The organism is Tardiphaga robiniae, from assembly GCF_001618955.1.
Lineage (GTDB): Bacteria > Pseudomonadota > Alphaproteobacteria > Rhizobiales > Xanthobacteraceae > Tardiphaga > Tardiphaga robiniae_A.
Genome location: NZ_LVYV01000034.1, coordinates 463,114 through 485,689 on the forward strand (window position 1 = coordinate 463,114; position 22,576 = coordinate 485,689).

Sequence of the window (22,576 nt, forward strand, 5' to 3'; positions counted from 1 at the left end):
AGCCGGCATAATCGGTCGAACCCTCGCCTTATATGACCGTTCTAATAGACTGCTTCGGTTCACAGGATTCAGCACATTGACGATTTCCCGACGCCGCCTTCTCCAGACCAGCGCCTTCGCCGCACTTGCCCCTGTCATCGGTGGCACGGGCAGCCTCTCCGTCATCGATGCAGCAAGTGCCCAGTCTGCGGCAAAAGGTGCAGAATGGCGCCATGCGCTGTCCCTGTTCGGGGAGATCAAGTATCCGGCGGAGTTCAAGCGCTTCGACTACGTCAATCCTGAAGCACCCAAGGGCGGCACCGTCCGCCAGATCGCTATCGGTACCTTCGATAATTTCAACATCGCGGTGGCCGGCGTGAAGGGCAACATCGCCGGTGCCGTCGGACTGATCTACGAGTCCCTTACGACAGGATCGCTGGACGAGGTCTCGACCGAATATGGTCTGCTCGCCGAAGCCGTCAGCCACCCCGAGGATTACTCTTGGGTGTCCTACCGGCTGCGGGCGAATGCCAAGTGGCATGATGGCAAGCCGGTGACCCCGGAGGATGTGATCTTCTCGCTTGAGTCTTTCAAGAAATATCACCCGCAATATTCTGCCTATTACCGCCATGTGGTGAAGGCAGAGAAGGTCGGCGAGCGCGAAATCAAGTTCACCTTCGATGCGCCCGGCAATCGCGAATTGCCGCAGATCGTCGGCCAGCTCACGGTGTTGCCCAAGCATTGGTGGGAGGGCACGAACGCTTCCGGCGCCAAGCGCGACATCGGTAGCACGACGCTGGAAGTGCCGCTCGGCAGTGCCGCCTATCGCATCAGGGATTTCGTGCCGGGCCGTTCGGTGTCGGTGGAGCGTGTGAAGGACTATTGGGGGCGCGACCTCAACGTGAATGTCGGTCGCAATAATTTCGACGAGCTGCGCTACGAATATTTCCGCGACGGTACCGTTGCGCTCGAAGCCTTCAAGGGCGACCAGGTGGATTGGCGCACCGAAAATAGCGCGAAGAACTGGGCGACGGCCTATGACTTTCCGGCGGTGGCCGAGAAGCGCGTTGTTCTCGAGGAATTCCTCAATCGCTCGTCGGGCATCATGCAGGGCTTCGCGCTCAACATTCGCCGCGATAAGTTCAAGGATCCGCGCGTCCGTCGCGCGCTGAACTATGCGTTCGACTTCGAGGAGATGAACAAGCAGATCTTCTTCGGCCAGTACAAGCGCATCTCCAGCTATTTCGACGGCACCGAGCTTGCGTCCTCGGGTCTGCCGGAAGGTAAGGAGCTGGAGATTCTGGAGACGGTGCGTGCCGAAGTGCCGCCGGAGGTTTTCACCAAGCCCTATACGAATCCGGTCGGTGGCAGTGCTGAAAATGTGCGCGGCAATCTTCGCGAAGCGCTACAATTGTTCAAGGAAGCGGGCTACGAAGTCCGTGATCGCAAACTGGTCAATGCCAAGACCGGTGCGCCGTTTGAGCTGGAATTGCTCGGCGAGGATCCCTCCTTCGAGCGCGTGATGCTGTTCTTCAAGCCGTCGCTGGAACGTCTCGGCATCGGCGTGTCGGTCCGCACCATCGATGCCACGCAATATGAGAACCGGCTGCGGACCTGGGATTTTGACATCGTCGTGTCGTCCTGGCCGGAGTCGCTGTCGCCCGGTAACGAGCAGCGTGAATTCTGGGGTTCGCAAGCCGCCGATATGGCCGGCTCCCGCAATATCGTCGGCATCAAGAATCCTGCGATCGACAAGCTGATCGATCGCGTGATCTTCACCAAGGACCGCAACGATCTCGTCGCTGCGACCAAGGCGCTGGATCGCGTGCTGCTGTGGAACAACTTCGTGGTGCCGCAATGGACCTACAACAAGGTCCGCACGGCGCGCTGGGATCGCTTCGGTCGTCCGCCTGAGCCGCCGAAATACGGGCAGTCGGGTTTCCCCGCCATCTGGTGGTACGATGCTGACAAGGCCGCCAAGATCGGCAAGCGCTCTTGAGGAGCACATCGCGCATGGCGCAGCTCAATCGTCGGCACGTGCTGGGTCTTTCGATCGGCGCCATCGCGGCGTCGCGCTTCAGCCTCGCTTTGGCAGAGGCGCCGAGCGAGTCACACGGGATTTCGGCCTTTGGCGATCTGAAATATCCGGCCGATTTTCCGAATTTCGACTACGTCAACGTCAAGGCGCCGAAGGGCGGCGCCTTCTCGACGGTGCCGTCGAGCCGTGCATTCAACCAGTCGTTCCAGACCTTCAATTCGCTGAACGCCTATGTTCTGAAGGGCGACGGCGCGCAGGGCATGGGCATGACCTTCGCCCCGCTGATGGTGCGTGCGGGCGACGAGCCAGACGCGATGTACGGGCTGGTCGCGAAGTCCGTGCAGATCTCTGCCGATGGTCTGACTTATCGTTTTACGCTGAGGCCGGAAGCTCGCTTCCACGACGGCAGCAAGCTCACTGCACGCGATGCGGCATTCTCATTGACGGCCCTCAAGACCAAGGGCCATCCCATCATCACGCAGCAGATGCGCGACATGGTGAAGGCCGAGGCTGTGGACGACCTGACGCTGGTGGTGACATTCGCCGAGAAACGCGGCCGCGATGTGCCGTTGTTCGTGGCAGGCATGCCGATTTTCTCGCAGGCCTATTACGATAAGCGCGCATTCGATGAGACGTCGCTGGAGACGCCGCTCGGCAGCGGTCCCTACAAGGTCGGGCGCTTCGAAGTCGGGCGCTATATCGAATTCGATCGTGTGAAGGACTGGTGGGCCGCGGACCTTCCGGTCAATCGCGGCAGCTATAATTTCGATACAGTGCGGTTCGATTTCTATCGCGACCGCGACGTGGCCTTCGAAGGTTTCACCGGTCGCAATTATCTGTATCGCGAGGAGTTCACCTCGCGCATCTGGAACACGCGCTACGATTTCCCGGCGGTGAAGGATGGCCGGGTCAAACAGGAGATGCTGCCCGACGATACACCGTCCGGCGCGCAGGGCTGGTTCCTCAACACACGCCGCGCCAAGTTCAAGGATCCGCGCGTGCGCGAGGCGCTCGGCAATGCATTCGATTTCGAATGGACCAACAAGACGATCATGTATGGCGCCTATGTGCGCACGGTGTCGCCGTTCCAGAACTCTGACCTGATGGCGACCGGCGCGCCGTCGCCGGAAGAGATCGTATTGCTGGAGCCGTTCCGCGACAAGGTGCCGGCCGAGGTATTCGGCACTCCCTATGTGCCGCCGACGTCCGACGGCTCGGGTCAGGACCGTGCGTTGCTGCGCAAGGCCATCCAGCTTTTGAACGACGCCGGCTGCGTGATGAAGGACGGCAAGCGCATGACGGCGCAGGGCGAGCCGTTCAAGATCGAGTTCCTGCTCGATGAGCCTGCTTTCCAGGCGCATCACATGCCCTATATCAAGAATCTCGGCACGCTGGGCATCGAGGCCAGTGTACGTCTCGTCGATCCCGTGCAATTCCGCGCACGCCGCGACGATTTCGATTTCGATGCAGCCATTGAGCGCTTCAGCTTTTCCACCATTCCCGGCGATTCCCTGCGTTCGTTCTTCTCGATGCAGTCGGCAGTCACCAAGGGCTCGAATAATCTCGCCGGCATTTCCGATCCTGTCGTCGATGCGCTGATGAACGAAGTCATCGCCGCCGATACGCGCCCCAAGCTGGTCTTCGCGGCGCGGGCGCTGGATCGTGTCATCCGCGCCGGCCGCTACTGGGTGCCGCAATGGTACTCCGCCTCGCATCGCGTGGCCTATTGGGATGTGTTCGGCCATCCCGCAAATCTGCCGAAATATATCGGCGTCGGTGCCCCCGATCTGTGGTGGGCGTCCGTAAAACCGTCAAGCGAGCAGGCCAAATAGCATGGGCGCATATATTGCACGGCGCGTGCTGCTGATGTTTCCCACGCTGCTGGGAATCCTGTTCGTGTCCTTTGTCGTGGTGCAATTTGCGCCCGGTGGTCCCGTCGAACGCGTGATCGCGCAACTCAGCGGCGCCGATACAGGCGCGTCGCGCGTTTCCGGTTCATCTGGTGGTGACTTCGGTAACCGTGCGCAGCCGGGCGCCGCAGGCGATGCGGTGAACTCGAAATATCGCGGCGCGCAGGGGCTCGATCCGGATTTCGTCAAGAGCCTGGAAAAGCAGTTCGGCTTCGACAAGCCTGCGCCGGAACGTTTCGCGCTGATGCTGTGGAACTTCGCCCGCTTCGATTTCGGCAAGAGTTACTTCCGTGACACGACAGTGCTGCAACTGATCAAGGAGAAGCTGCCGGTCTCGATGTCGCTCGGCATCTGGATGATGCTAATCACCTACCTGATCTCGATCCCGCTCGGCATCCGCAAGGCGGTGCAGGACGGCTCGCGCTTCGACACCTGGACCTCGGCCGTCATCATTGTCGGTTTCGCCATCCCCGGCTTCCTGTTCGCGATCCTGCTGATCATCCTGTTTTCCGGCGGATCGTTCTGGAGCATCTTCCCGCTGCGCGGCCTGACTTCGGACGGCTGGAGCCAGTTCCCGTGGTACTGGAAGATCATTGACTACTTCTGGCACATGACGCTGCCGCTGATCTCGATGGTGCTCGGTGCCTTCGCCACCATGACGCTGCTGACCAAGAACTCGTTCCTCGATGAAATCCGCAAACAGTATGTGATGACCGCGCGCGCCAAGGGCTGTAACGAGCGGCAGGTGCTCTACAATCACATCTTCCGCAATGCCATGCTGATCGTCATCGCAGGATTCCCGGGCGCGTTCATTCATGCCTTCTTTTCGGGTTCGCTGCTGATCGAAACCATCTTCTCGCTCGACGGCCTCGGTCTCCTCGGCTTCGAGAGCGTGCTCAACCGCGATTATCCCGTGGTGTTCGGCACGCTGTTCATCTTCTCGCTGGTCGGTCTCGTCGTGAACCTCCTGTCCGATCTGGCCTATATGTGGATCGATCCGCGGATCGACTTTGAGGCGCGAGAAGTCTGATGACGATCACAACGCCCGTGCCCGTCGAAACCACCACGCTGTCGCCGCTTGGCGAAGCAGTGCCGCCATCGCGTCACCCGCTCGGCATCTCGCCGCTCAACCAGCGTCGCTGGCAGAACTTCAAGTCCAATCGCCGTGGCTACTGGTCGTTCTGGATTTTCCTGTTCCTGTTCTTTATCTCGCTGTTCGCCGAGGTGATCGCCAACGACCGGCCGTTCTTCATCAAGTTCGACGGCAAGATGTATTTCCCGGCTTTCGTCACCTATTCGGAGACGACGTTCGGCGGCGACTTCGAGACGGCTACGGACTATCGCGACCCCTTCCTGCAGAAGCTGATCGCCGAGAAGAACGGCACCATCCTCTGGCCGCTGATCCGCTATTCCTACGACACGCACAACCTCGATTTGCCGACGCCGGCACCGTCGAAGCCGACATGGATGCTCACCGAAGAACAGTGCAAGCCGGTGGTTGAGAAGAAAGGCCTCAGGAGCTGCCGTGATCTCGAATATAACTGGCTCGGCACCGACGATCAGGGCCGCGATGTCGTCGCGCGGCTGATCTACGGCTTCCGCATCTCGGTGCTGTTCGGCCTCGCGCTCACGATCGTTTCGTCAATCATCGGCATCGCCGCAGGCGGTGTGCAGGGATATTTCGGCGGCTGGGTCGATCTAGCCTTCCAGCGCTTCATCGAAATCTGGAGTGCGATCCCGTCGCTCTATCTGCTGCTAATCTTATCGTCGGTGCTGGTGCCTGGTTTCTTCGTGCTGCTCGGCATCCTCCTGCTGTTTTCATGGGTATCGCTCGTCGGCCTCGTACGTGCCGAATTCCTGCGCGGGCGCAATTTCGAATACATCATGGCGGCGCGGGCGCTCGGTGTGTCAAACGCCAAGATCATGATCCGGCATCTGCTGCCGAACGCGATGGTTGCCACCATGACTTTCCTGCCGTTCATCGTCTCATCCTCGGTGATGACGCTGACCGCGCTGGATTTCCTTGGTTTCGGCCTGCCGCCGGGCTCACCGTCGCTCGGCGAACTTCTGTCGCAAGGCAAGGCCAATGTGCAGGCGCCCTGGCTCGGCTTCACCGGCTTCTTCGCGGTGGCGATCATGCTGTCGCTGTTGATCTTCATCGGCGAGGGCGTCCGCGATGCCTTCGATCCGCGCAAGACGTTCAGGTAGGGCCGCAGCATGGATGCCATCAACCAGCCGCTGCTCGATGTCCGCGATCTCTCGGTCGCGTTTCACCATGGCGGCAATACATCGGTCGCGGTCGACAGAGTGTCGTTCGAGATCAAGCGCGGCGAATGCGTTGCGCTGGTCGGGGAATCCGGCTCGGGAAAATCCGTCAGCGCCTTGTCGATCCTGCGGCTGCTGCCGTACCCAACAGCGTCGCATCCGTCTGGCCATATCCGCTTCAAGGGCCATGAGCTCCTGAGCATGTCGGAGCGCGAGATCCGCGGCATTCGCGGCAACGATATCTCCATCATCTTCCAGGAGCCGATGACCTCGCTGAACCCGCTGCACACGATCGGTGCGCAGATCGGTGAGATCCTCCAGCTTCATAACGGCATGCGCGGTAGCAAGGCGCGTGAGCGGACGCTGGAGCTGCTCACGCAGGTCGGCATTCCCGATCCGGAGACGCGTCTCGCCAGCTATCCGCATCAACTGTCCGGTGGTCAGCGCCAGCGCGTCATGATTGCGATGGCGCTTGCGAACGAGCCCGATCTCCTGATCGCCGACGAACCGACCACGGCGCTGGACGTCACGGTGCAAGCGCAGATCCTCGCACTGCTCGCCGATATTCGGAAGCGGCTCGGGATGAGTCTACTGTTCATCACGCACGATCTTGGCATCGTTCGTCGTATCGCCGACACGGTTTGCGTCATGAACAACGGCAAGATCGTCGAGCAGGGGCCGGTGGAGCAAGTCTTCACTGCGCCGCAGCACCCCTACACCAAGGCACTGCTTGCTGCCGAGCCGAAGCCCGACCCGGCGCCGCCGCGGCCAGAGGCGCCGGTGGTGATGTCGACCGACGATCTCAAGGTCTGGTTTCCGATCAAGCGCGGTCTGCTGCGCAAGACGGTGGGCCATGTAAAGGCGGTGGACGGCGTCAGCCTGAAAGTACGGCAGGGCGAAACGCTGGGGGTGGTCGGCGAGTCCGGCTCGGGCAAGACCACGCTCGGTCTCGCGCTGCTGCGGCTGATCTCCTCGCAAGGGCCGATCGTATTCCTGAGCAAGGACATTCAGGGCTTGCAATTCAAGGACATGCGGCCGATCCGACGCGATATGCAGATCGTGTTTCAGGATCCGTTCGGCGCGCTGTCGCCGCGTATGTCGGTCGGCGATATCATTGCCGAGGGGCTCAGCGTGCATCAGCCCTCTCTCTCGCCGGACGACCGTGAGGCGCGTGTCGTGAAAGCGCTGCAGGATGTCGGTCTCGATCCCAAGACCCGGTTCCGCTATCCGCATGAATTCTCCGGCGGTCAGCGCCAGCGCATCAGCATCGCGCGCGCTGCCGTGCTGGAGCCGAGTTTCGTCGTTCTGGACGAGCCGACCAGCGCGCTCGACATGCTGTTCCAGGCGCAGATGGTGGACCTCCTGCGCGAGCTGCAACGCAAGCGCGATCTCACTTATATGTTCATCTCGCATGACCTGCGCGTGGTCGCGTCACTGGCCAGCCACCTCATCGTGATGCGGCACGGCAAGGTGGTCGAAGAGGGTCCGGCTGCGGATCTGTTCAAGAATCCGAAGAGCGATTACACCCGCGCGCTCTTCGCCGCGGCGTTCCGAATCGAGACGGCGCCGGGCGGGGCTGCGGCGCAGTAAGATCATGGCTGAGCGTTTGGACAAAGAAGCTGCAATCGCGGACCGCACTGCCGATGTCGCCGTATCCGCGCCGACCTTGATTGCGCAGGGCTACATGCCCTATGAGCGCTTCGATGTCGCGATCATCCGGGATGACGATGGAACACTGCGGCAGCGCCGCGATGTGATCCGTGCTGGTCGTGTTGCGGCAGTTCTGCCGATTGATCTCGCGCGGCAGGAGATCGTGTTGATCCGGCAATTCCGCCTCCCGGCGCATCTGGCCACCGGCCGCGGCGAAATGATCGAGATCGTGGCTGGGCGCGTCGATGGCGGTGAGAGCGCGTTGTCGGCGGCGTCGCGTGAATGCCACGAGGAGATCGGTATCACACCGAATCGGTTGCTTGAGCTCTACAGTGTGCTGACGACGCCGGGGATTACAGACGAGTATGTTACGTTCTTTCTTGGCTTCGTTGACACGAGCAAGGTTCCGTCCCGCGGTGGCCTCGTCGGCGAAGCAGAAGATACGCGGCCATTCGTGGTCTCCATCGACGACGCGATCGCAGCGTTGGATGGCGGCGCAATTCACAACGGCCTGATGGTGAGTGCCCTGCAGTGGTTGGCGCTGCATCGCGACCGACTGCAGGATTGCTACGAGCGCGCGGCGCCTAGCCCAGCCGCTTAACGCTCGTTACGTCGCTGCCTGCCGCCTTGATCCGCGCAATGGCACCCTTCGCGTCCTCGATGGCCGTCGCCATGTGATGCGCATTGGCATGCACGATCGTGTTGGCATCGCGGGCGATGGCGACGTGGCCCTTCCAGAAGATCAGATCGCCGCGCTTCAGATGCTGAATCTCTGCGTCTGACAAGGCGCGGCCGAGGCCGCTCTCCTGCATGTCGCTGTCGCGGGGACATCCGGTTCCCGCGGCGGTCAGTGCGATCTGCACCAGGCCGGAACAATCGATACCGAGGCTGCTCTTGCCGCCCCAGAGATAGGGCGTACCGACGAAGCGCTCGGCCACGGCAACGAAGTCGGTCTCGAACGCATCGATCTCCGCGATATGCTGCTTTGGCACGCAATGTCCGGCGCTCGTCATGGCAAATGCATCGGTCATCTTGACGATCGCCAGGCGGGCGCCGAGCGGCAGCGTATCCGTCGGCGGCAGCTTGATGGAAGGACCGGGAAAAAGGAACGTCCGGAGCGCGGTCACCTTGTGTGTCGGTGTCGGCCCGGGTGGATAGAGTGCGAGATCCGAGAGCCAGCCGACATAGCCGTCGCCATTGAGTTGCCCCCAGGCCCAGCCTTCTTCGTTGCGATCGTAGATGGTGAAGCGCTCGCCCTTCAAGGCCTGCGTATTCATTTCGGCGCCGGAGAATGGCTGGAGCCGCATGGAGGTGACGCCATCGGCAACCTCGAATTCTTCGCCGTCGACGAAACGTGCGGCCTCGACCTGACCTTCAAGATATCGCGCGGCGACGTCTGGCCGCGCGGGCGTGAGCCTAGGGTCGCGTTTATCCATAGCGTTGGCTCAATAGCTGATAGATTGCGCGTGCCGCCTGGCATTCGCCACCTTCGGGGCGTGCTGGCTTTGCCGATGGCGTCCAGCCATAGATATCTACGTGAAGCCAACTCTTTGCGGCTTCAACGAAACGCTGCAGGAACAGCGCGCATGTAATTGAGCCGGCAAAGCCGCCGGAGGGCGCGTTGTTGATGTTGGCCACCTTGGAGTCGAGCCAGGAATCGTAGGGAGCCCAAAGCGGCAGCCGCCACAGCGGATCGTTCTGCTCCTTCGCACAGCGCGCGACGTCGAGCGCCAGCGTCTCGTCGTTGGTGTAGTAGGGCGGCAGATCGGGTCCGAGCGCCACGCGCGCAGCGCCGGTCAGCGTGCCCAGATCGACCAGTAGTTCCGGCTTCTCCTCATCGGCATAGGCCAGCGCATCGGCCAGCACCAAGCGACCTTCGGCGTCTGTGTTTCCGATTTCGACCGTCGGGCCCTTGCGCGATTTGAAAATATCGAGCGGACGAAAGGCATTGCCGGCGACGGCGTTTTCCACCGCAGGGATCAGCACGCGCAATCGTACTTTCAGTTTCGCGTCCATCACCATCAGCGCCAGCGCCAGGACATTGGCGGCGCCGCCCATATCCTTCTTCATGATCAGCATGCCGTTCGATGGCTTGAGGTCGAGGCCGCCGGTGTCGAAGCAGACGCCTTTGCCGACCAGCGTCACCTTCGGATGCGACGGGTCACCCCAGGAGAAATCGATCAATCGTGGCGCGCGCGTCGAGGCCATGCCCACGGCGTGGATCAGTGGGAAATTCTGCTGAACGAGATCTTCACCGATAATGCACTTGAACTCTGCACCAAAACGCGTGGCGAGATCGCTGGCGGCCGTGGCGAGCTCTTCCGGCCCCATATCGTTCGACGGCGTATTGATGAGATCGCGCGCCAGTGCTGCGGCCTCGGCCATACGGCTGATATCGGCGACATCGACGCCCTCAGGCGGCACCAGCGTCACCTTGGGCGCATCATTCTTGCGATACCGGCCGAAACGATAGCTTCCGAGGGCGAAAGCGAGCACGGCGAGGCGGGTGTCGTGTGGTGCGTTGGCGAAACGGTAGGTGCCCGGTGGCAGCAGGCCGGGCAATTGCCCCGGGCGGAACAGGTCGCGGAAGGTCGCGCCGTCGTCTTCCAGCCCGAAGATGACCTGGGCGATTGCGCCATCTTTCGTCGGCAACGCCAGCCAGGCGCCGGGTTTCGCCGCAAAACCGTTGGCCGCGGCGAAAGCTTTCGCCGGCGCGGGGAGTGCCGCACTGATTTCGGGCCAGGTCGTCTTGGTCGCGAAGGTGATCGGTATCGCGGATGCGGTGGCAGCGGTCTCGAAGGCAGAATGCATATGCAGAATCTCGCGAAAGGGAGTGGCAATGACACCTGAAGCGCAAAGGGCGTCAAGCGACGGTATGGGAGGATATGGCGTGGCCTGTGCTGATTAACCAGCCATTAGGGTTAACACTCTATTGCTGAAGGCATCCGGCCCGCCCGTTCGCTCCATTGTTGAGTCAACCTGTCATGCGTCAGCCCCCTTGTCTTGCCCGGCTTTTGACGACCGCGGCGGTGACCGCGATCCTGGCCGCAGGCCTTGCCGGCTGCAAGACGGCGGGCATGTCCGATATCACCGGTTCCCTTGGCGCTCGGGCGGAAGCACCAGTTGATGCCGATCCCGCCCGTGCCGCCGAAGTCTATGGCGAACGCTACCGGGCCAATCCGAAGGACGCTGACGCTGCCCTGCGTTACGGCCAGGCGCTCCGGGCCAACGGCCAGCGGGCCCAGGCCGTTTCGGTGTTCGAACAGGCGACACTCACGAATCCCGGCAACAGGTCGCTATTGGCTGGTTACGGCCGCGCGCTGGCCGACGCCGGCAGCTTCCAGCGCGCCTTCGATGTGCTGACCACCGCGCATAGCCCGGCCAATCCGGACTGGCGTATCCTGTCGGCACAAGGCGCCGTCCTTGACCAGATGGGGAGGCATGACGAAGCCCGCCGTTACTACGACAGCGCTCTGAAGATCAGGCCGGAGGAGCCGTCCGTGCTCTCCAATCTCGGTCTGTCCTACATGCTCTCGAAGGATCTGCCGCAGGCCGAGGCGACGCTGCGCCGCGCGCAGGGCCGCGGCAATGTCGATCCGCGCGTTCGCCAGAATCTCGGTCTCGTGGTTGGCCTGCAGGGCCGGTTCGGTGAAGCGGAATCCATCGTGAAGGCTGACCTACCCCCAGACGAAGCAGCGGCGAATGTCGTCTATCTCAAGCAGATGCTGAGCAGTAAGGGCACGCCGCGTTTGGGCGCCCGGGACGACGACGCACCGCGTCGGTCGTAATTTCTCGCAGGTCAAATTTTGCAATGACGTTGAGCAAGGCCAAGCTCACCGGCCTTACTGCATCGCTGCGACCTTGATGCCCGTCGGGCCGAGAATGACGACGAACAGAACCGGCAGGAAGAACAGGATCATCGGCACCGTCAGCTTCGGCGGCAGCGCGGCGGCCTTCTTCTCGGCCTCGTTCATGCGCATGTCGCGGTTTTCCTGCGCCATCACGCGAAGGCTCTGACCGAGCGGGGTGCCGTAGCGTTCAGATTGCATCAGCGCCAGACAGACCGATTTGACACCTTCAAGTCCGGTGCGCTTTGCGAGGTTCTCATATGCAACCTTGCGATCCTGCAGGTAAGACAGTTCGGCCGTGGTCAGCGTGAATTCCTCGGCCAGCGCCACCGACTGTGAGCCGATCTCGATGGACACGCGGCGAAATGCGACTTCGATGGACATGCCGGATTCGATACAGATCAGCAGCAGATCGAGAGCGTCCGGAAATGCGCGGCGGATCGATAGCTGGCGCTTGGAGATCGCATTCTTGAGAAAGATCATCGGCGCCTGCAGGCCAAGATAGGCGGCACCGAGGCACATGCCGATCTTGATGGGCATCGATTGCTCCATCCGCGAGATCACGAACACGTAGAGGATCGCGAAGACGAGGAACACGATTGGTGTCACGGCCCGGAAGAACAGGAAGGTGATATAAGGCGCCTGGCCGCGATAGCCGGCCATGACCAGCTTGTCGAGCGCGGCTTCCTGCGCCAGCCACTTGCCGAGGTTGAAGTCGGTCACGACCTTGGAGACGAGTTGCTTCGGCGTCTGGCGCAGCGACACTCTCTCGCCTTTCGCCATGCGCTCCCGCTCGCGTTGCCGCAACCGCTCCCGCTCGCTTGCGACCGCCTTCATGCGCTTGGCGAGACCATCGCCGGCGAACAACGGCGTAAGCAGGCTGTAAGCCGTCGCCGCAACAGCTATCGCGGCCAGCATCATCGTCATGAAGCGAACGTCGTGGAGCTTTGCTATCAGGATATCGATCATGTCAGCACCATCAGAAGTCGAAGTTGATCATGCGCTTCATGACGAAGATGCCGCAGGACATCCAGACCACGCAGGCCGCCAGCATCAGCCGGCCCGTCGGATGGGTCCACAGCAACGAAATATATTCAGGCGTGCTGAGATAAACGAGCAACATCACGATCGGCGGCAGTGAGCCGATGATGCCGGCGGACGCTTTGGCTTCCATCGACATGGCCTGGATTTTTTCGGCCATCTTCTTGCGGTCGCGCAGCACCTTGGAGAGGTTGCCGAGAGCTTCCGAGAGGTTGCCGCCCGATTTTTGCTGGATCGCGATGACGATGCCGAAGAAGTTGGCTTCTGGAAGCGGCATGCGCTCATAGAGCCGCGCACAAGCCTCGCCGAGCGGCATACCAATCGTCTGAGTTTCGATGATGGCAAGAAATTCGCTGCGCAGGGGTTCCGACGCGTCGGCGGCGACAACTTTGATCGAATCGAACAGCGGCAGGCCGGCCTTGATACCGCGAACGATGACGTCGACGGCATCCGGCAGCGCCTTGAGGAATGCGGCTTCGCGCCGCTTCTTGAGAAAGCTGAGGATCCAGCGCGGCAGGCCAAAGCCGGCGGCGAATCCGAGACCAGCGGCCGCAAGCAGACCGCCGCCAAACATCATGGTCATCAGGAAGCTTCCGCCTCCTAGAATGCCGGAGATCACCATGAATTTCTGGTCGCTCCAGTCGAGACCGGCTTGTGCGATGCGGATTCCGAGCGGGATCTTCTTTTCCTTCTGAAGGCGCGCTTCGACTTCCTTGAGCGATCCTTCGACCTGCTCGCGCCGGGAGCGCTGGTTTCTGTCGACCTGGCGCGCCACGGGCTCCGTCCGCGCGACCGATGCGCGGCGGGTTTCGGCCTTCTTCTCGCCGGACAACAGCGGATAGAGAAATACCCAGGCCAGACCGCCGACGGCGATGCTGGCCATGAATGCCAATGCGAGCGCCTGCATGTTCATCATTCACTCCTCAGTTCGGCGCTATGACTTCGGCAGCATCGAGTGCCGCCGCGAGCCGCTTTTCCTCGCCGTAATAGCGGGCACGATCCCAGAACCGCGGGCGGCCAATGCCGGTCGAGCGGTGCCGTCCGATGATGTTGCCGTTGGCGTCTTCGCCGACCATGTCGTAGACGAACAGGTCCTGTGTAATGATGGTGTCGCCTTCCATGCCCATCACCTCGGTGATGTGCGTGATGCGGCGCGAACCATCGCGCAGACGGGCGGCCTGAATGATGACGTCGATCGACGCGCAGATCATTTCGCGAATGGTGCGCGAGGGCAGCGAGAAGCCGCCCATGGTGATCATGGATTCGCAACGCGAAAGCGCTTCACGCGGATTGTTGGCGTGGAGGGTGCCCATCGAGCCGTCATGGCCGGTATTCATCGCCTGTAACAGGTCGAATGCCTCGGGTCCGCGAACTTCGCCGACGATGATCCGCTCCGGGCGCATACGCAGACAGTTGCGCACCAGTTCGCGCATCGTGACCTGGCCTTCACCCTCGATGTTCGGCGGCCGGGTTTCGAGCCGCACCACGTGGGGCTGCTGCAGCTGAAGTTCAGCGGCGTCCTCGCAGGTGATGATGCGCTCGTCGTCGTCGATATAGTTGGTGAGGCAGTTCAGCAGCGTGGTCTTGCCCGAACCGGTACCGCCGGAGATCAGCACGTTGGCGCGGCAGCGGCCGATGATCTGGAGGATCTGGGCACCGTCGGGCGAGATCGCACCGAATTTGACCAGCTGCTCGAGCGTCAGCTTGTCCTTCTTGAACTTACGAATCGTCAGCGCGGGACCATCGATGGCCAGCGGCGGCACGATGGCGTTGACGCGCGAGCCGTCGGCAAGACGAGCGTCGCAGATCGGTGAGGATTCGTCGACGCGGCGGCCGACCTGGCTGACGATGCGCTGGCAGATATTCAGCAGCTGCTGATTATCGCGGAAACGGATGCCGGTCTTCTGGATCTTGCCGGCGACTTCGATGAACACCGTGCCGGCGCCATTGACCATGATGTCGGCGATGTCGTCGCGCGCCAGAAGCGGCTCGAGCGGCCCGTAACCGAGCACGTCGTTGCAGATGTCGTCGAGCAGTTCTTCCTGCTCGGCAATGGACATCACGATGTTCTTGATCGCGATGATCTCGTTGACGATGTCGCGGATTTCCTCGCGCGCGGATTCGCCGTCGAGCTTGGCGAGCTGCGCGAGATCGATCGCCTCGATCAGGGCGCCAAAAATCGTCGCTTTGACCTGATAGTAATTTTCGGATCGGCGCTCTGCAATGACGGGCGCAGGTGCGGCGCGAGCGGGTGACAGCGGCGGCGATGACACAGCCGGTGGCGCAGACGCAGCCATCGCGCCGGGAGAGGGCTCCGGCGCGCTGGCGGGCTTGACGGCCCGGACATCGGTATCTGTTCCGCTACGCTTACCAAACACGACAACACTCCATGCGGCGGATTATTTCGACCGCAACTTCTCCAGGAACGGACCCAGGAAGGATCCTCGTGGCTTCTTGGCCTCGCCGCGGCCCGTCAGCCGCTGCGCAATTTGCAGAAAGAGTTCGGTGGTGCGATGGCTGGCCGCAATCTCGGCAATCATCTGACCATTATTGGCGGCCGAGCCGAACATCTGCGGATCGAACGGGATCGTGACGATCGGCGGTGTCTCGATGGCCTTGGCGAATTCGCTGGCGCTGATTTCGGGCCGCTTTGGAACGCCGACCTGATTGAGGCAGTACAGCGGTGCGCGATCATTGGGGCGCGAGGCCTTGATCAGATCGTACATGTTCTTGGTATTGCGCAGGTTGGCGAGATCCGGCGCCGCGACGATCAGGATGTCATCCGCGCCGATCAGAGCCCGCTTGGTCCAGCCCGACCATTGATGCGGCACGTCGAGCACGATGCAAGGCATTGTCGACCGCAGTGTGTCAAAGATCGAGTCGAAGGCTTCGCTGCCAAAGTCGTAGACGCGGTCCAGTGTGGCAGGGGCAGCCAGCAGACTGAGATGATCGGTGCACTTCGACAGCAGTCGGTCGATGAAGGCGGTGTCGACACGATCCGGCGAGAACACTGCGTCGGCAATGCCCTGCGGCGGATCCTGATTATAATCGAGCCCGGCGGTTCCGAAGGCCAAATCGAGATCTGCGACAACGGAGTCCAGTGCCAGATCGCGCGCGATCGCCCAGGCGACGTTGTGAGCGATGGTGGACGCGCCGACGCCGCCCTTGGCGCCGACCACGGCAATGATGCGGCCGACCGCTTTGGCTTCCGGTGCCGAGAACAGTCCGCAGATCGAACGAACGACGTCGATGGTCACAACAGGCGCGATCACGTAGTCGCTGACGCCGCGACGAACGAGCTCGCGGTAGAGCGTGACATCGTTGACCTTGCCGATCACCACCACGCGGGTGCCGGAATCGCAAACAGTCGCCAGTTGATCAAGGCCAGCGAGAATGTCGCCGCGCGGTTCGGTCTCGAGAACGATGACGTTCGGCGTCGGTGCCGACCGATAGGCCTCGATGGCCGCAGGCATGCCGCCCATCTGGATCTTGATGTGAGCCTTGCCCAGACGCCTGTCCTCGGCGGCGGCCTGCACAGCGGCAGCGGTTTCCACGGTCTCGCAGAACGCCTGTACCGACACCCGCGGTGCCGGCGCAATATGCTCCTCTGCCGCGGGTGTTGCGGCGGAGGGCTGCTCGTCTGCGGTTTTCTGCGCGTAGCTAATCATTGGCCCACATTGCTGATTTTGGTCTTGTCTTCGGGATAGGTCGTCGCGGTGCTCTCACCCTTGCGATACTTGTCCAGCACGACGGTACGTCGGCCGGCATAGACAGGGGTCTCGGCGCGCGGCTGAACCAGATCCGAAGGATTGGCGACCATGGCGGCGAGATTGCGTTGCTGCGCACAGCCGAGATTGTAGTACGGCTTGTTCGCGAGATAGCCCTTGTTCTTGATCGACGACGCAAGGTCGTCGGGCCAGGTGCCGCACGGGCCGGCCGAAGCCGCGATCAGCGGGTAGCTGACGCGGATGGTCGGCAACATACGCGGATCGCTCGGCTGATAACTGCGCATCAGGACGCCGTTCTGCGGCACGCCGATCGCCATCAGAAGTGAATGAACCTCACGATAGGACTCTTTGGCGGCGCGTGCATTCGGTGTATTGACCGGCACCTCCGCGGTGATGACGCCGGTGCCTTCGCGCAACCAGTCCTGACCGAGCGATACGACATCCGCGCGCTGTGTGGCCGATAGGCCGCCGCGCTGGCTGCCGACGAAGACCTCGGTGGTCTTGGCCCGTTCTTCGACAACGATGGGATGCCGCAGCCGGTAATCGTCCGGTATGTTCGACGTGGTGTCCTGCGCAACGGTCTTGCAGCCGCCGAGCGCAAGCGCCAGGAACAGCAACGCGCCAGTGGCGGTCCGTGTGCGCGAAGAGTGTATCGCTGTGTGATTGATCATGGTCATCGGATACTTGCCCCGTCTCAATCCGTGATGAAGCCGAAAACGCCGCGATAGCTGCGCGTCGGTTGGGTCGGCTCGGTGCGGTGCGGTGCGCCATAGATGCGGTTGACGTTGCCGAGCAGATCGGCCTGCGGATCGGATGCATCCACGAAGCCGTCATCCGGACGCGAGAGATCCTTCTGCGCGACGGCGCGGACCACATAGGGCGTGACCAGGACCATCAGCTCGGTGTTGTTGTTGACGTAATCCCGGCTGCGGAACAGCGTGCCCAGCACAGGCAATTGCGACATGCCCGGCAGGCCGCTGATGGCCGCTTTGGTCTGCTGCTTGATAAGGCCGGCCATCACCATCGAACCGCCGGACGGAATCTCGAGCGTGGTGTCCGCACGGTTGACCTTGATCGCCGGGATCGACGTTCCGCTGATCGTGACGGAATTTTCCTGCGACAGCTCGGAGACTTCGGTGCCGACACGCAGGCTGATACGACCTTCGCTCAGAACCACCGGCGTGAAGCCCAGCGAAATACCGAATTTCTTGAAAGTGATCTGCGTCGTACAGATCCGCGTCGTGGGATCGCAGGTATTGCCGCCGGGGACCGGAAATTCACCGCCCGCAAGGAAATTGGCGGTTTCGCCGGAGATCGCGGTCAGCGTGGGCTCGGCGAGCGTCCGGATGACACCGGCGTTTTCCATCGCCTTCAGCGTCGCCGTGACGGATGGCGTCGATCCGAAGGATGCCTTGAGGGCATTATCGGAGACCAGGCTGCCGCCGCGCGCCGTGAACGGGTTGCTATTGTTGAAGTTGACGACGGACGTGCCGTAGCTCATCGATGCCGACAGATCGACGCCGAGCTGCTTGACGATGTTGCGCTGGACTTCCGCAACGGTGACCTTGAGCATGACCTGATCACGCCCGCGCACCGAGATGCTGTTCACGACCTTGTCCATGCCGCCGACGAGGCGCGCCGCGAGGTCCGCGGCCTGCTGCGCTTCGACCTGGCTCGATGCCGTACCCGACAGCATCACGCCATCGCCGAGACCTTCGATGCGAATATCCGTATTGGGCATGGTCTGCTTGAGCGCGGCCCGAATACCGTTCAGGTCGCGCGTGACGGCGATATCATAGGCGGCGATCTGCTGGCCGTTGACGTCGAAGAATACGATGTTGGTCTGGCCTACGGTCGCGCCGATGATGTAGGCGCGCTGCGCCGAACGCACGACGGCGTTGGCGATCTTGGGATCGGCGACCAGCACATCCTTGATGTCGCGCGGCAGGTCGATGACGATCGACTTGCCGATGCCGAGTGGCAGGAATTTCGCGTTCAAGGCGCCGGCGCTGCCGGCTTGCATGGACGCGGAGTCGGCCGCGAAAACTGGCGTCAATACGGGATTGATCGTGAGCGCCGTGATGGCGGTGAGCGACAGCGCGCAGGCCGCGAGAGCCCGCATCGATCCGCCTGTTGTGATGCGCTTCATCGCCTGCGTCCTCTCGATCACTTCGTCATGGTCGCGGTCGACGGGATGCCGTAACGCACGATGTTAATGCTGTCGCGCTTGCCGCCATTGGGATCTTCAACCGGCGGAGGCGCGTTGGCGTCGACCAGGGCCCGCAACGCCAGCGAGATCGTGCCGCTCTGCCGCGCGCGGGCGAGCAACTCGGCCTGCTCGGGCTTCAATTCGAGCGTTGCGGTCTTGCCAACGACTGAATTCTGGCCGTCCTTTTCCTTGGGCGCCTGATCGATGGCGAGAACGCGGATATTGTTCAGGATGATCTCGGAGTTTATGACCTCCATGCCGCCGCGATCACCGCCGCGTTCGCGCTTCGACAGGATCACGTCGACCCGGTCGTTCGGCAGGATGAAGCCGCCGGCGCCGGTTTCCGGCGAAATTTCGGTGGAGACGGCACGCATGCCGGTCGGCAGAACAGCGGCCATGAAGCCAGCGCCATTGGCGCGCACAAGTTTCGGTTCACGGATCGGTTCGCCGGCAATGAAGGCCGAACGCGCGATGGAGCCGGCGATTTGCGCCGCGGCGTCCGGGCGGCTGTTACGGCTGATGATATTGGTGCTCGCCGCCGATGCGGGCCAGGACTGCCACTGGACATCATCGGGACCGAGCGCCTGACCGAGCGCGATATCGGCCTTGGCAACGAGAACGTCAGTTGTCGGGGCTTCGGCGACCTGAGGGGGCGGCGGTGCGTCCGATGTGCTCGCAAGATATAGCGCCACACTGCCAGCGCCGAGTGCAATGGCGAGGACCACAATGCGTGCGGTATTCATACGCTTCACTTTCCACATTACGCCGCGACGCTGCCGCCGCTGTAACGGGAGTTGACCAGTTATTCGTCAAAGCATGGTTAATGAGCGGTATCTAAATCGCGTTAATAGAAAGTTCCGATTTTAGTGAAGCGCGAGACGCACCAGATCGATCGTCTTTATCCAGTCGGTGTCCGGGTAAACGATAAGCGCACCGAGGGCGAGGGCGACGCCGTAAGGAATGCCGGTTTCCTTATGGTGCAGACGCATCAGCCAGGCTTGGCCGCCGAGCGCATAGGGCAGCGGCCATTGCCGGAACTCCAGCAGCAGCAGCGTCAACGCGCCGCCAAACAGCGAGGCGTAGACGAGATAGTTCAGGAGATGATCGAAGCCGAACCACAGACCCGCAGCGGCCGCGAGCTTGGCGTCGCCGCCACCGATCCAGCCGAAGGCGAAACAGGCGAATGCAACAACCAGGACCGTTGCGCCAGCACCGAGATGTGACAAAGCATCATGAAGGCCCATCCCGCCGAAGATCGCCAGCACGGCGAAGCCCGCCACCAGCAGCAGCGAGATACGATTCGAAATGGTCATCGTGAAGAGGTCGCTGATCGCCGCATAGACCATCAGGCCCGGGAGCAACAGAAGGCGCACTAAATCGAGGATCATGGCGTCAAAGGCCCGTTGTGGCGACGACAGAAAACCTAGCCAGCAGAAATGAACAATCGGAAAACAAGAAATGATTTACCAAACGCTGGCGATGCGGATCGCGACTGCAATCAGGGCGAGGATCAGCGCCGCGCAGACCAGGCCTGCCGGATCGCGCAGCGTGAGCTGAACCCCCTGCAGGACAGAGTGGGGAATGTCGGGATGTCTCATACGCACAACACTCGCGACGACCGGTGAACAACATTCCGAAACAAAAAAGGCTCCGGAAACCGGAGCCTTCGATGCACGCCTACCCGCCGCTTACTTGAGCGAGGTGTTGATGTCGGAGAACTTGCCGTTCAGCTTGGTGCCGAGGCCGTTAACGACTGCGATGATGGCCAGCGAGATGCCGGCAGCAATCAGGCCGTATTCGATAGCGGTGGCGCCGGATTCGTCCTTCATGAAACGCGAAACGAGGTTCTTCATAATACAAAACTCCATATGTGCACGTGGCTGTCGATCGTGATGCCTGGTCTCCCCGGCGTTCTCAGCACCGTGACCATGAGGGAACACTAGGAGTGGGGAATTGCAGTGCGGTTAATTCGATTGATGAAAGTCGGTCGCATTTGTCTCTTCTTTTGCACGGTAAATACCTACTTAAGGCGATTTTAGAATGACTTGGGTTTGATGACACCACGCGTGTCCTTTCGCTTCATTGCTCCTTAAGCATACCGCGGTAACTCTTGGCCTTCGAATACCGCGAGGCCGCGATGACGACACTCCCCTTCGATATCCTGAATATGTTCGGTGAGACCATTATGAAGGTGGTCCCGATCACACTGGCTTTGGCCGTTGTCTTTACAGTGCTAACGCATTTCTGGGCCTGCAATCCCGGCAAGCACTGGTGGCGCAAGACCGAGATCGTGACCGATGTGGTCTACTGGTTCTTCGTGCCGCTGATCACCCGCGTCGTGCGGATAGGACTCCTCGTGGTCGGCGCTGCCGTCGTCTTCAATATTCACGATGCCGATGATTTGATCGCCTTCTATGACAACGGCCACGGGCCGCTGGCGCAGATGCCGCTCTGGGTGCAGGCACTGTTCTTCCTCGTCGTCTCCGACTTCATGCTCTATTGGCTGCACCGGATGTATCACGGCGGCGGCTTCTGGAAGTACCATGCCATCCATCATTCGTCGGAAGAGGTGGACTGGATCTCGGCAGCGCGCTTCCATCCGGTCAACCTGTTCCTCGGCACCGTCGCAGTCGATGTGCTGTTGTTGATGGCCGGTATCTCGCCGAACATCATGCTGTGGGTCGGACCGTTCACGACCTTCCACTCGGCTTTCGTCCACGCCAACCTGAACTGGACCCTCGGGCCGTTCAGATATGTCTTGGCGACCCCGGTGTTCCACCGCTGGCACCACACCTCGCAGGAGCGCGGCGGCAACACCAATTTCGCCGGCACGTTTCCGATCTGGGACATCATGTTCGGGACCTTCCGCATGCCGAAGGGTGAACTGCCGGACAATTACGGTGTCGACGGCGAGCCTTTGCCGACCGAATTTACCGGCCAACTGGCCTATCCGTTCAAGCGGTAGAGCGCTCTTCCTGCTCCTCCCCCAAGCGGGGGAGCCGCGCAGTGGGGTCTGGCGGACGAATTCGTCCGCCAGACCCCACAAGGGGGAGGGATTCCTTTGGCGCCTGGGCGCCATCGCTGATGTGAATGTCAAACAGCCACTGCTCTTCAGACATGCGTCATCACCCCCATTGTTTGCGGCGCGGGGGCGCCGTCGTCTCTTGCATTTCCCGCCCCCTTGTGAGAGGGCGTGCGGAACGCCAGGTGCCCGTTGCACCCTTGGGCCTGATGCGAATGCGGTCTTCCGCAAGGGGTAATGCATCAGGACTTCCCGAAGCACGAGCGATTGCCCAGCGTTCCGCATGCGGTGTTTTTTCGGTTGCTTGCACTTTGCCTCAGCGAACGATCCGATCACCGAATTAAAGTCCCAAGGCGATGGGAAGGGAGCCTCAAGCGAATAGGCCGGACACGTTTTGACTTGGTCGTCCATCACACTGTCCAGGAAGTCTTTCCATCCGAAGGCCGGCCGTCTCCTTGCCAGTGGCAGTGCTGGCGCAGATCCGTCCTGCCCGAAGACAGACGTCACCCACATCTCCCGTGACGCCGCATCTCCGGCGTCCACCGCATCCCACCCCGCGAACGTGACGATCGCGATCGCCCCTCTCGGTGGGGCAGGACGGAGGGGAATATAAACCTGATGGGGATGTTGTCAACGACGGATAGGAAAAAATGTTTAGGCGCTGTCCTGCCGCCCCACACCGTCATTCCGGGGCGGGACCGGCGCCGCAGGCGACGGGACCGAGCCCGGAATCCCAGCATGTTCAGCGCCAAACACTTCGAGATTCCTGTATCTGTCGATCTGTCACGCGCATAGTGACGGCAGGCGGAGATAGCCCGTTAGATTCCAGGCCCGATCGGCCGTAACCCGGCATGGGCATCTCGCCTGTTTTGTCTGATCGAACAGT

Annotated in this window: 20 protein-coding genes; 8 read left to right on the top strand and 12 right to left on the bottom strand. The window is 61.5% G+C overall.

The window, feature by feature from the left end:
* The first annotated feature begins 76 nt into the window (after window positions 1–76).
* Genes A4A58_RS22300 through A4A58_RS22325 form a run of 6 tightly spaced genes read left to right on the top strand, consistent with a single transcriptional unit; the run spans window position 77 to window position 8,443 of the window.
* Window positions 77–1,978 (top strand): extracellular solute-binding protein, encoded by a 1,902-nt coding sequence (locus tag A4A58_RS22300; RefSeq protein ID WP_068736207.1) that lies wholly within the window; start codon window positions 77–79, stop codon window positions 1,976–1,978.
* Between the two features lie 14 nt (window positions 1,979–1,992).
* Window positions 1,993–3,849, top strand: a complete 1,857-nt coding sequence (locus A4A58_RS22305) for an extracellular solute-binding protein (protein WP_068736209.1) — start codon at window positions 1,993–1,995, stop codon at window positions 3,847–3,849.
* Window position 3,850: 1 nt separating this feature from the next.
* Window positions 3,851–4,957, top strand: a complete 1,107-nt coding sequence (locus A4A58_RS22310; RefSeq protein WP_068736211.1) for a microcin C ABC transporter permease YejB — start codon at window positions 3,851–3,853, stop codon at window positions 4,955–4,957.
* A complete protein-coding gene (locus A4A58_RS22315) occupies window positions 4,957–6,135 on the top strand; it encodes an ABC transporter permease (RefSeq protein ID WP_068736215.1) in 1,179 nt (392 codons plus the stop codon). The genes A4A58_RS22310 and A4A58_RS22315 overlap by 1 nt, the downstream gene beginning before the upstream one ends.
* Before the next feature lie 9 nt (window positions 6,136–6,144).
* The gene (locus A4A58_RS22320) at window positions 6,145–7,782 is read left to right on the top strand and encodes an ABC transporter ATP-binding protein (protein ID WP_068736217.1); all 1,638 of its coding nucleotides are present in this window, start codon (window positions 6,145–6,147) and stop codon (window positions 7,780–7,782) included.
* 4 nt (window positions 7,783–7,786) lie between these two features.
* Window positions 7,787–8,443 (top strand): NUDIX domain-containing protein, encoded by a 657-nt coding sequence (locus A4A58_RS22325; protein WP_068736219.1) that lies wholly within the window; start codon window positions 7,787–7,789, stop codon window positions 8,441–8,443.
* Here the strand turns inward: A4A58_RS22325 and A4A58_RS22330 are convergent.
* Together A4A58_RS22330 and A4A58_RS22335 are read right to left on the bottom strand one after the other, a co-directional pair.
* Window positions 8,427–9,278 (bottom strand): NlpC/P60 family protein, encoded by an 852-nt coding sequence (locus A4A58_RS22330; protein WP_068736221.1) that lies wholly within the window; start codon window positions 9,276–9,278, stop codon window positions 8,427–8,429. The two genes, A4A58_RS22325 and A4A58_RS22330, sit on opposite strands and share 17 nt — an antisense overlap.
* A complete protein-coding gene (locus A4A58_RS22335; protein ID WP_068736223.1) occupies window positions 9,271–10,653 on the bottom strand; it encodes a leucyl aminopeptidase family protein in 1,383 nt (460 codons plus the stop codon). The genes A4A58_RS22330 and A4A58_RS22335 overlap by 8 nt, the downstream gene beginning before the upstream one ends.
* Window positions 10,654–10,826: 173 nt before the next feature.
* On the opposite strand from A4A58_RS22335, the gene A4A58_RS22340 reads away from it, so the two are divergent.
* Window positions 10,827–11,630 carry a tetratricopeptide repeat protein gene (locus A4A58_RS22340; protein WP_068736225.1) on the top strand — a complete coding sequence of 268 codons (804 nt, stop codon included), beginning with the start codon at window positions 10,827–10,829 and terminating at the stop codon, window positions 11,628–11,630.
* A gap of 54 nt (window positions 11,631–11,684) precedes the next feature.
* On the opposite strand, the gene A4A58_RS22345 is transcribed toward A4A58_RS22340, so the two are convergent.
* The 10 genes from A4A58_RS22345 to A4A58_RS22385 form a co-directional block, all read right to left on the bottom strand.
* Complete coding sequence (locus A4A58_RS22345) at window positions 11,685–12,659, bottom strand: type II secretion system F family protein (RefSeq protein WP_068736229.1); 975 nt, start codon at window positions 12,657–12,659, stop codon at window positions 11,685–11,687.
* A 10-nt stretch (window positions 12,660–12,669) separates the two neighbouring features.
* The gene (locus A4A58_RS22350; protein WP_068736327.1) at window positions 12,670–13,644 is read right to left on the bottom strand and encodes a type II secretion system F family protein; all 975 of its coding nucleotides are present in this window, start codon (window positions 13,642–13,644) and stop codon (window positions 12,670–12,672) included.
* A 10-nt stretch (window positions 13,645–13,654) separates the two neighbouring features.
* Entirely contained in the window at window positions 13,655–15,109 is a 1,455-nt protein-coding gene (locus tag A4A58_RS22355) for a CpaF family protein (protein WP_068736231.1), read from the bottom strand.
* Between the two features lie 21 nt (window positions 15,110–15,130).
* Complete coding sequence (locus A4A58_RS22360) at window positions 15,131–16,399, bottom strand: AAA family ATPase (RefSeq protein WP_068736233.1); 1,269 nt, start codon at window positions 16,397–16,399, stop codon at window positions 15,131–15,133.
* On the bottom strand, window positions 16,396–17,130 hold the full coding sequence (locus A4A58_RS22365; RefSeq protein ID WP_086937122.1) for a CpaD family pilus assembly protein: 735 nt from the start codon (window positions 17,128–17,130) through the stop codon (window positions 16,396–16,398). Before A4A58_RS22365 ends, A4A58_RS22360 begins: the two co-directional genes overlap by 4 nt.
* Window positions 17,131–17,153: 23 nt before the next feature.
* Window positions 17,154–18,608, bottom strand: coding sequence for a type II and III secretion system protein family protein (locus tag A4A58_RS22370; RefSeq protein ID WP_192855925.1), 1,455 nt, complete (start codon window positions 18,606–18,608; stop codon window positions 17,154–17,156).
* Between the two features lie 17 nt (window positions 18,609–18,625).
* A complete protein-coding gene (cpaB, locus tag A4A58_RS22375; protein ID WP_068736236.1) occupies window positions 18,626–19,411 on the bottom strand; it encodes a Flp pilus assembly protein CpaB in 786 nt (261 codons plus the stop codon).
* Window positions 19,412–19,531: 120 nt separating this feature from the next.
* On the bottom strand, window positions 19,532–20,056 hold the full coding sequence (locus A4A58_RS22380) for an A24 family peptidase (RefSeq protein ID WP_068736237.1): 525 nt from the start codon (window positions 20,054–20,056) through the stop codon (window positions 19,532–19,534).
* Between the two features lie 75 nt (window positions 20,057–20,131).
* Window positions 20,132–20,266, bottom strand: a complete 135-nt coding sequence (locus A4A58_RS31685) for a hypothetical protein (RefSeq protein WP_283804903.1) — start codon at window positions 20,264–20,266, stop codon at window positions 20,132–20,134.
* A 90-nt stretch (window positions 20,267–20,356) separates the two neighbouring features.
* The gene (locus A4A58_RS22385; RefSeq protein WP_068736238.1) at window positions 20,357–20,521 is read right to left on the bottom strand and encodes a Flp family type IVb pilin; all 165 of its coding nucleotides are present in this window, start codon (window positions 20,519–20,521) and stop codon (window positions 20,357–20,359) included.
* A 284-nt stretch (window positions 20,522–20,805) separates the two neighbouring features.
* Between A4A58_RS22385 and A4A58_RS22390 the strand changes: the two genes are divergently transcribed.
* A complete protein-coding gene (locus A4A58_RS22390) occupies window positions 20,806–21,633 on the top strand; it encodes a sterol desaturase family protein (RefSeq protein WP_068736332.1) in 828 nt (275 codons plus the stop codon).
* Window positions 21,634–22,576 lie beyond the last annotated feature (943 nt).

What these genes read in the sequence shown, in the direction of transcription:
- A4A58_RS22350 (WP_068736327.1), bottom strand. Translation starts at nt 13,644, where the DNA reads ATGAACATGCAGGCGCTCGCATTGGCATTCATGGCCAGCATCGCCGTC.
- A4A58_RS22335 (WP_068736223.1), bottom strand. Translation starts at nt 10,653, where the DNA reads ATGCATTCTGCCTTCGAGACCGCTGCCACCGCATCCGCGATACCGATC.
- A4A58_RS22320 (WP_068736217.1), top strand. Translation starts at nt 6,145, where the DNA reads ATGGATGCCATCAACCAGCCGCTGCTCGATGTCCGCGATCTCTCGGTC.
- A4A58_RS22305 (WP_068736209.1), top strand. Translation starts at nt 1,993, where the DNA reads ATGGCGCAGCTCAATCGTCGGCACGTGCTGGGTCTTTCGATCGGCGCC.
- A4A58_RS22390 (WP_068736332.1), top strand. Translation starts at nt 20,806, where the DNA reads ATGACGACACTCCCCTTCGATATCCTGAATATGTTCGGTGAGACCATT.
- A4A58_RS22365 (WP_086937122.1), bottom strand. Translation starts at nt 17,130, where the DNA reads ATGATCAATCACACAGCGATACACTCTTCGCGCACACGGACCGCCACT.
- A4A58_RS22330 (WP_068736221.1), bottom strand. Translation starts at nt 9,278, where the DNA reads ATGGATAAACGCGACCCTAGGCTCACGCCCGCGCGGCCAGACGTCGCC.
- A4A58_RS22345 (WP_068736229.1), bottom strand. Translation starts at nt 12,659, where the DNA reads ATGATCGATATCCTGATAGCAAAGCTCCACGACGTTCGCTTCATGACG.
- A4A58_RS31685 (WP_283804903.1), bottom strand. Translation starts at nt 20,266, where the DNA reads ATGAGACATCCCGACATTCCCCACTCTGTCCTGCAGGGGGTTCAGCTC.
- A4A58_RS22315 (WP_068736215.1), top strand. Translation starts at nt 4,957, where the DNA reads ATGACGATCACAACGCCCGTGCCCGTCGAAACCACCACGCTGTCGCCG.
- A4A58_RS22385 (WP_068736238.1), bottom strand. Translation starts at nt 20,521, where the DNA reads ATGAAGAACCTCGTTTCGCGTTTCATGAAGGACGAATCCGGCGCCACC.
- A4A58_RS22340 (WP_068736225.1), top strand. Translation starts at nt 10,827, where the DNA reads ATGCGTCAGCCCCCTTGTCTTGCCCGGCTTTTGACGACCGCGGCGGTG.
- cpaB (WP_068736236.1), bottom strand. Translation starts at nt 19,411, where the DNA reads ATGAATACCGCACGCATTGTGGTCCTCGCCATTGCACTCGGCGCTGGC.
- A4A58_RS22370 (WP_192855925.1), bottom strand. Translation starts at nt 18,608, where the DNA reads ATGAAGCGCATCACAACAGGCGGATCGATGCGGGCTCTCGCGGCCTGC.
- A4A58_RS22310 (WP_068736211.1), top strand. Translation starts at nt 3,851, where the DNA reads ATGGGCGCATATATTGCACGGCGCGTGCTGCTGATGTTTCCCACGCTG.
- A4A58_RS22380 (WP_068736237.1), bottom strand. Translation starts at nt 20,056, where the DNA reads ATGATCCTCGATTTAGTGCGCCTTCTGTTGCTCCCGGGCCTGATGGTC.
- A4A58_RS22325 (WP_068736219.1), top strand. Translation starts at nt 7,787, where the DNA reads ATGGCTGAGCGTTTGGACAAAGAAGCTGCAATCGCGGACCGCACTGCC.
- A4A58_RS22360 (WP_068736233.1), bottom strand. Translation starts at nt 16,399, where the DNA reads ATGATTAGCTACGCGCAGAAAACCGCAGACGAGCAGCCCTCCGCCGCA.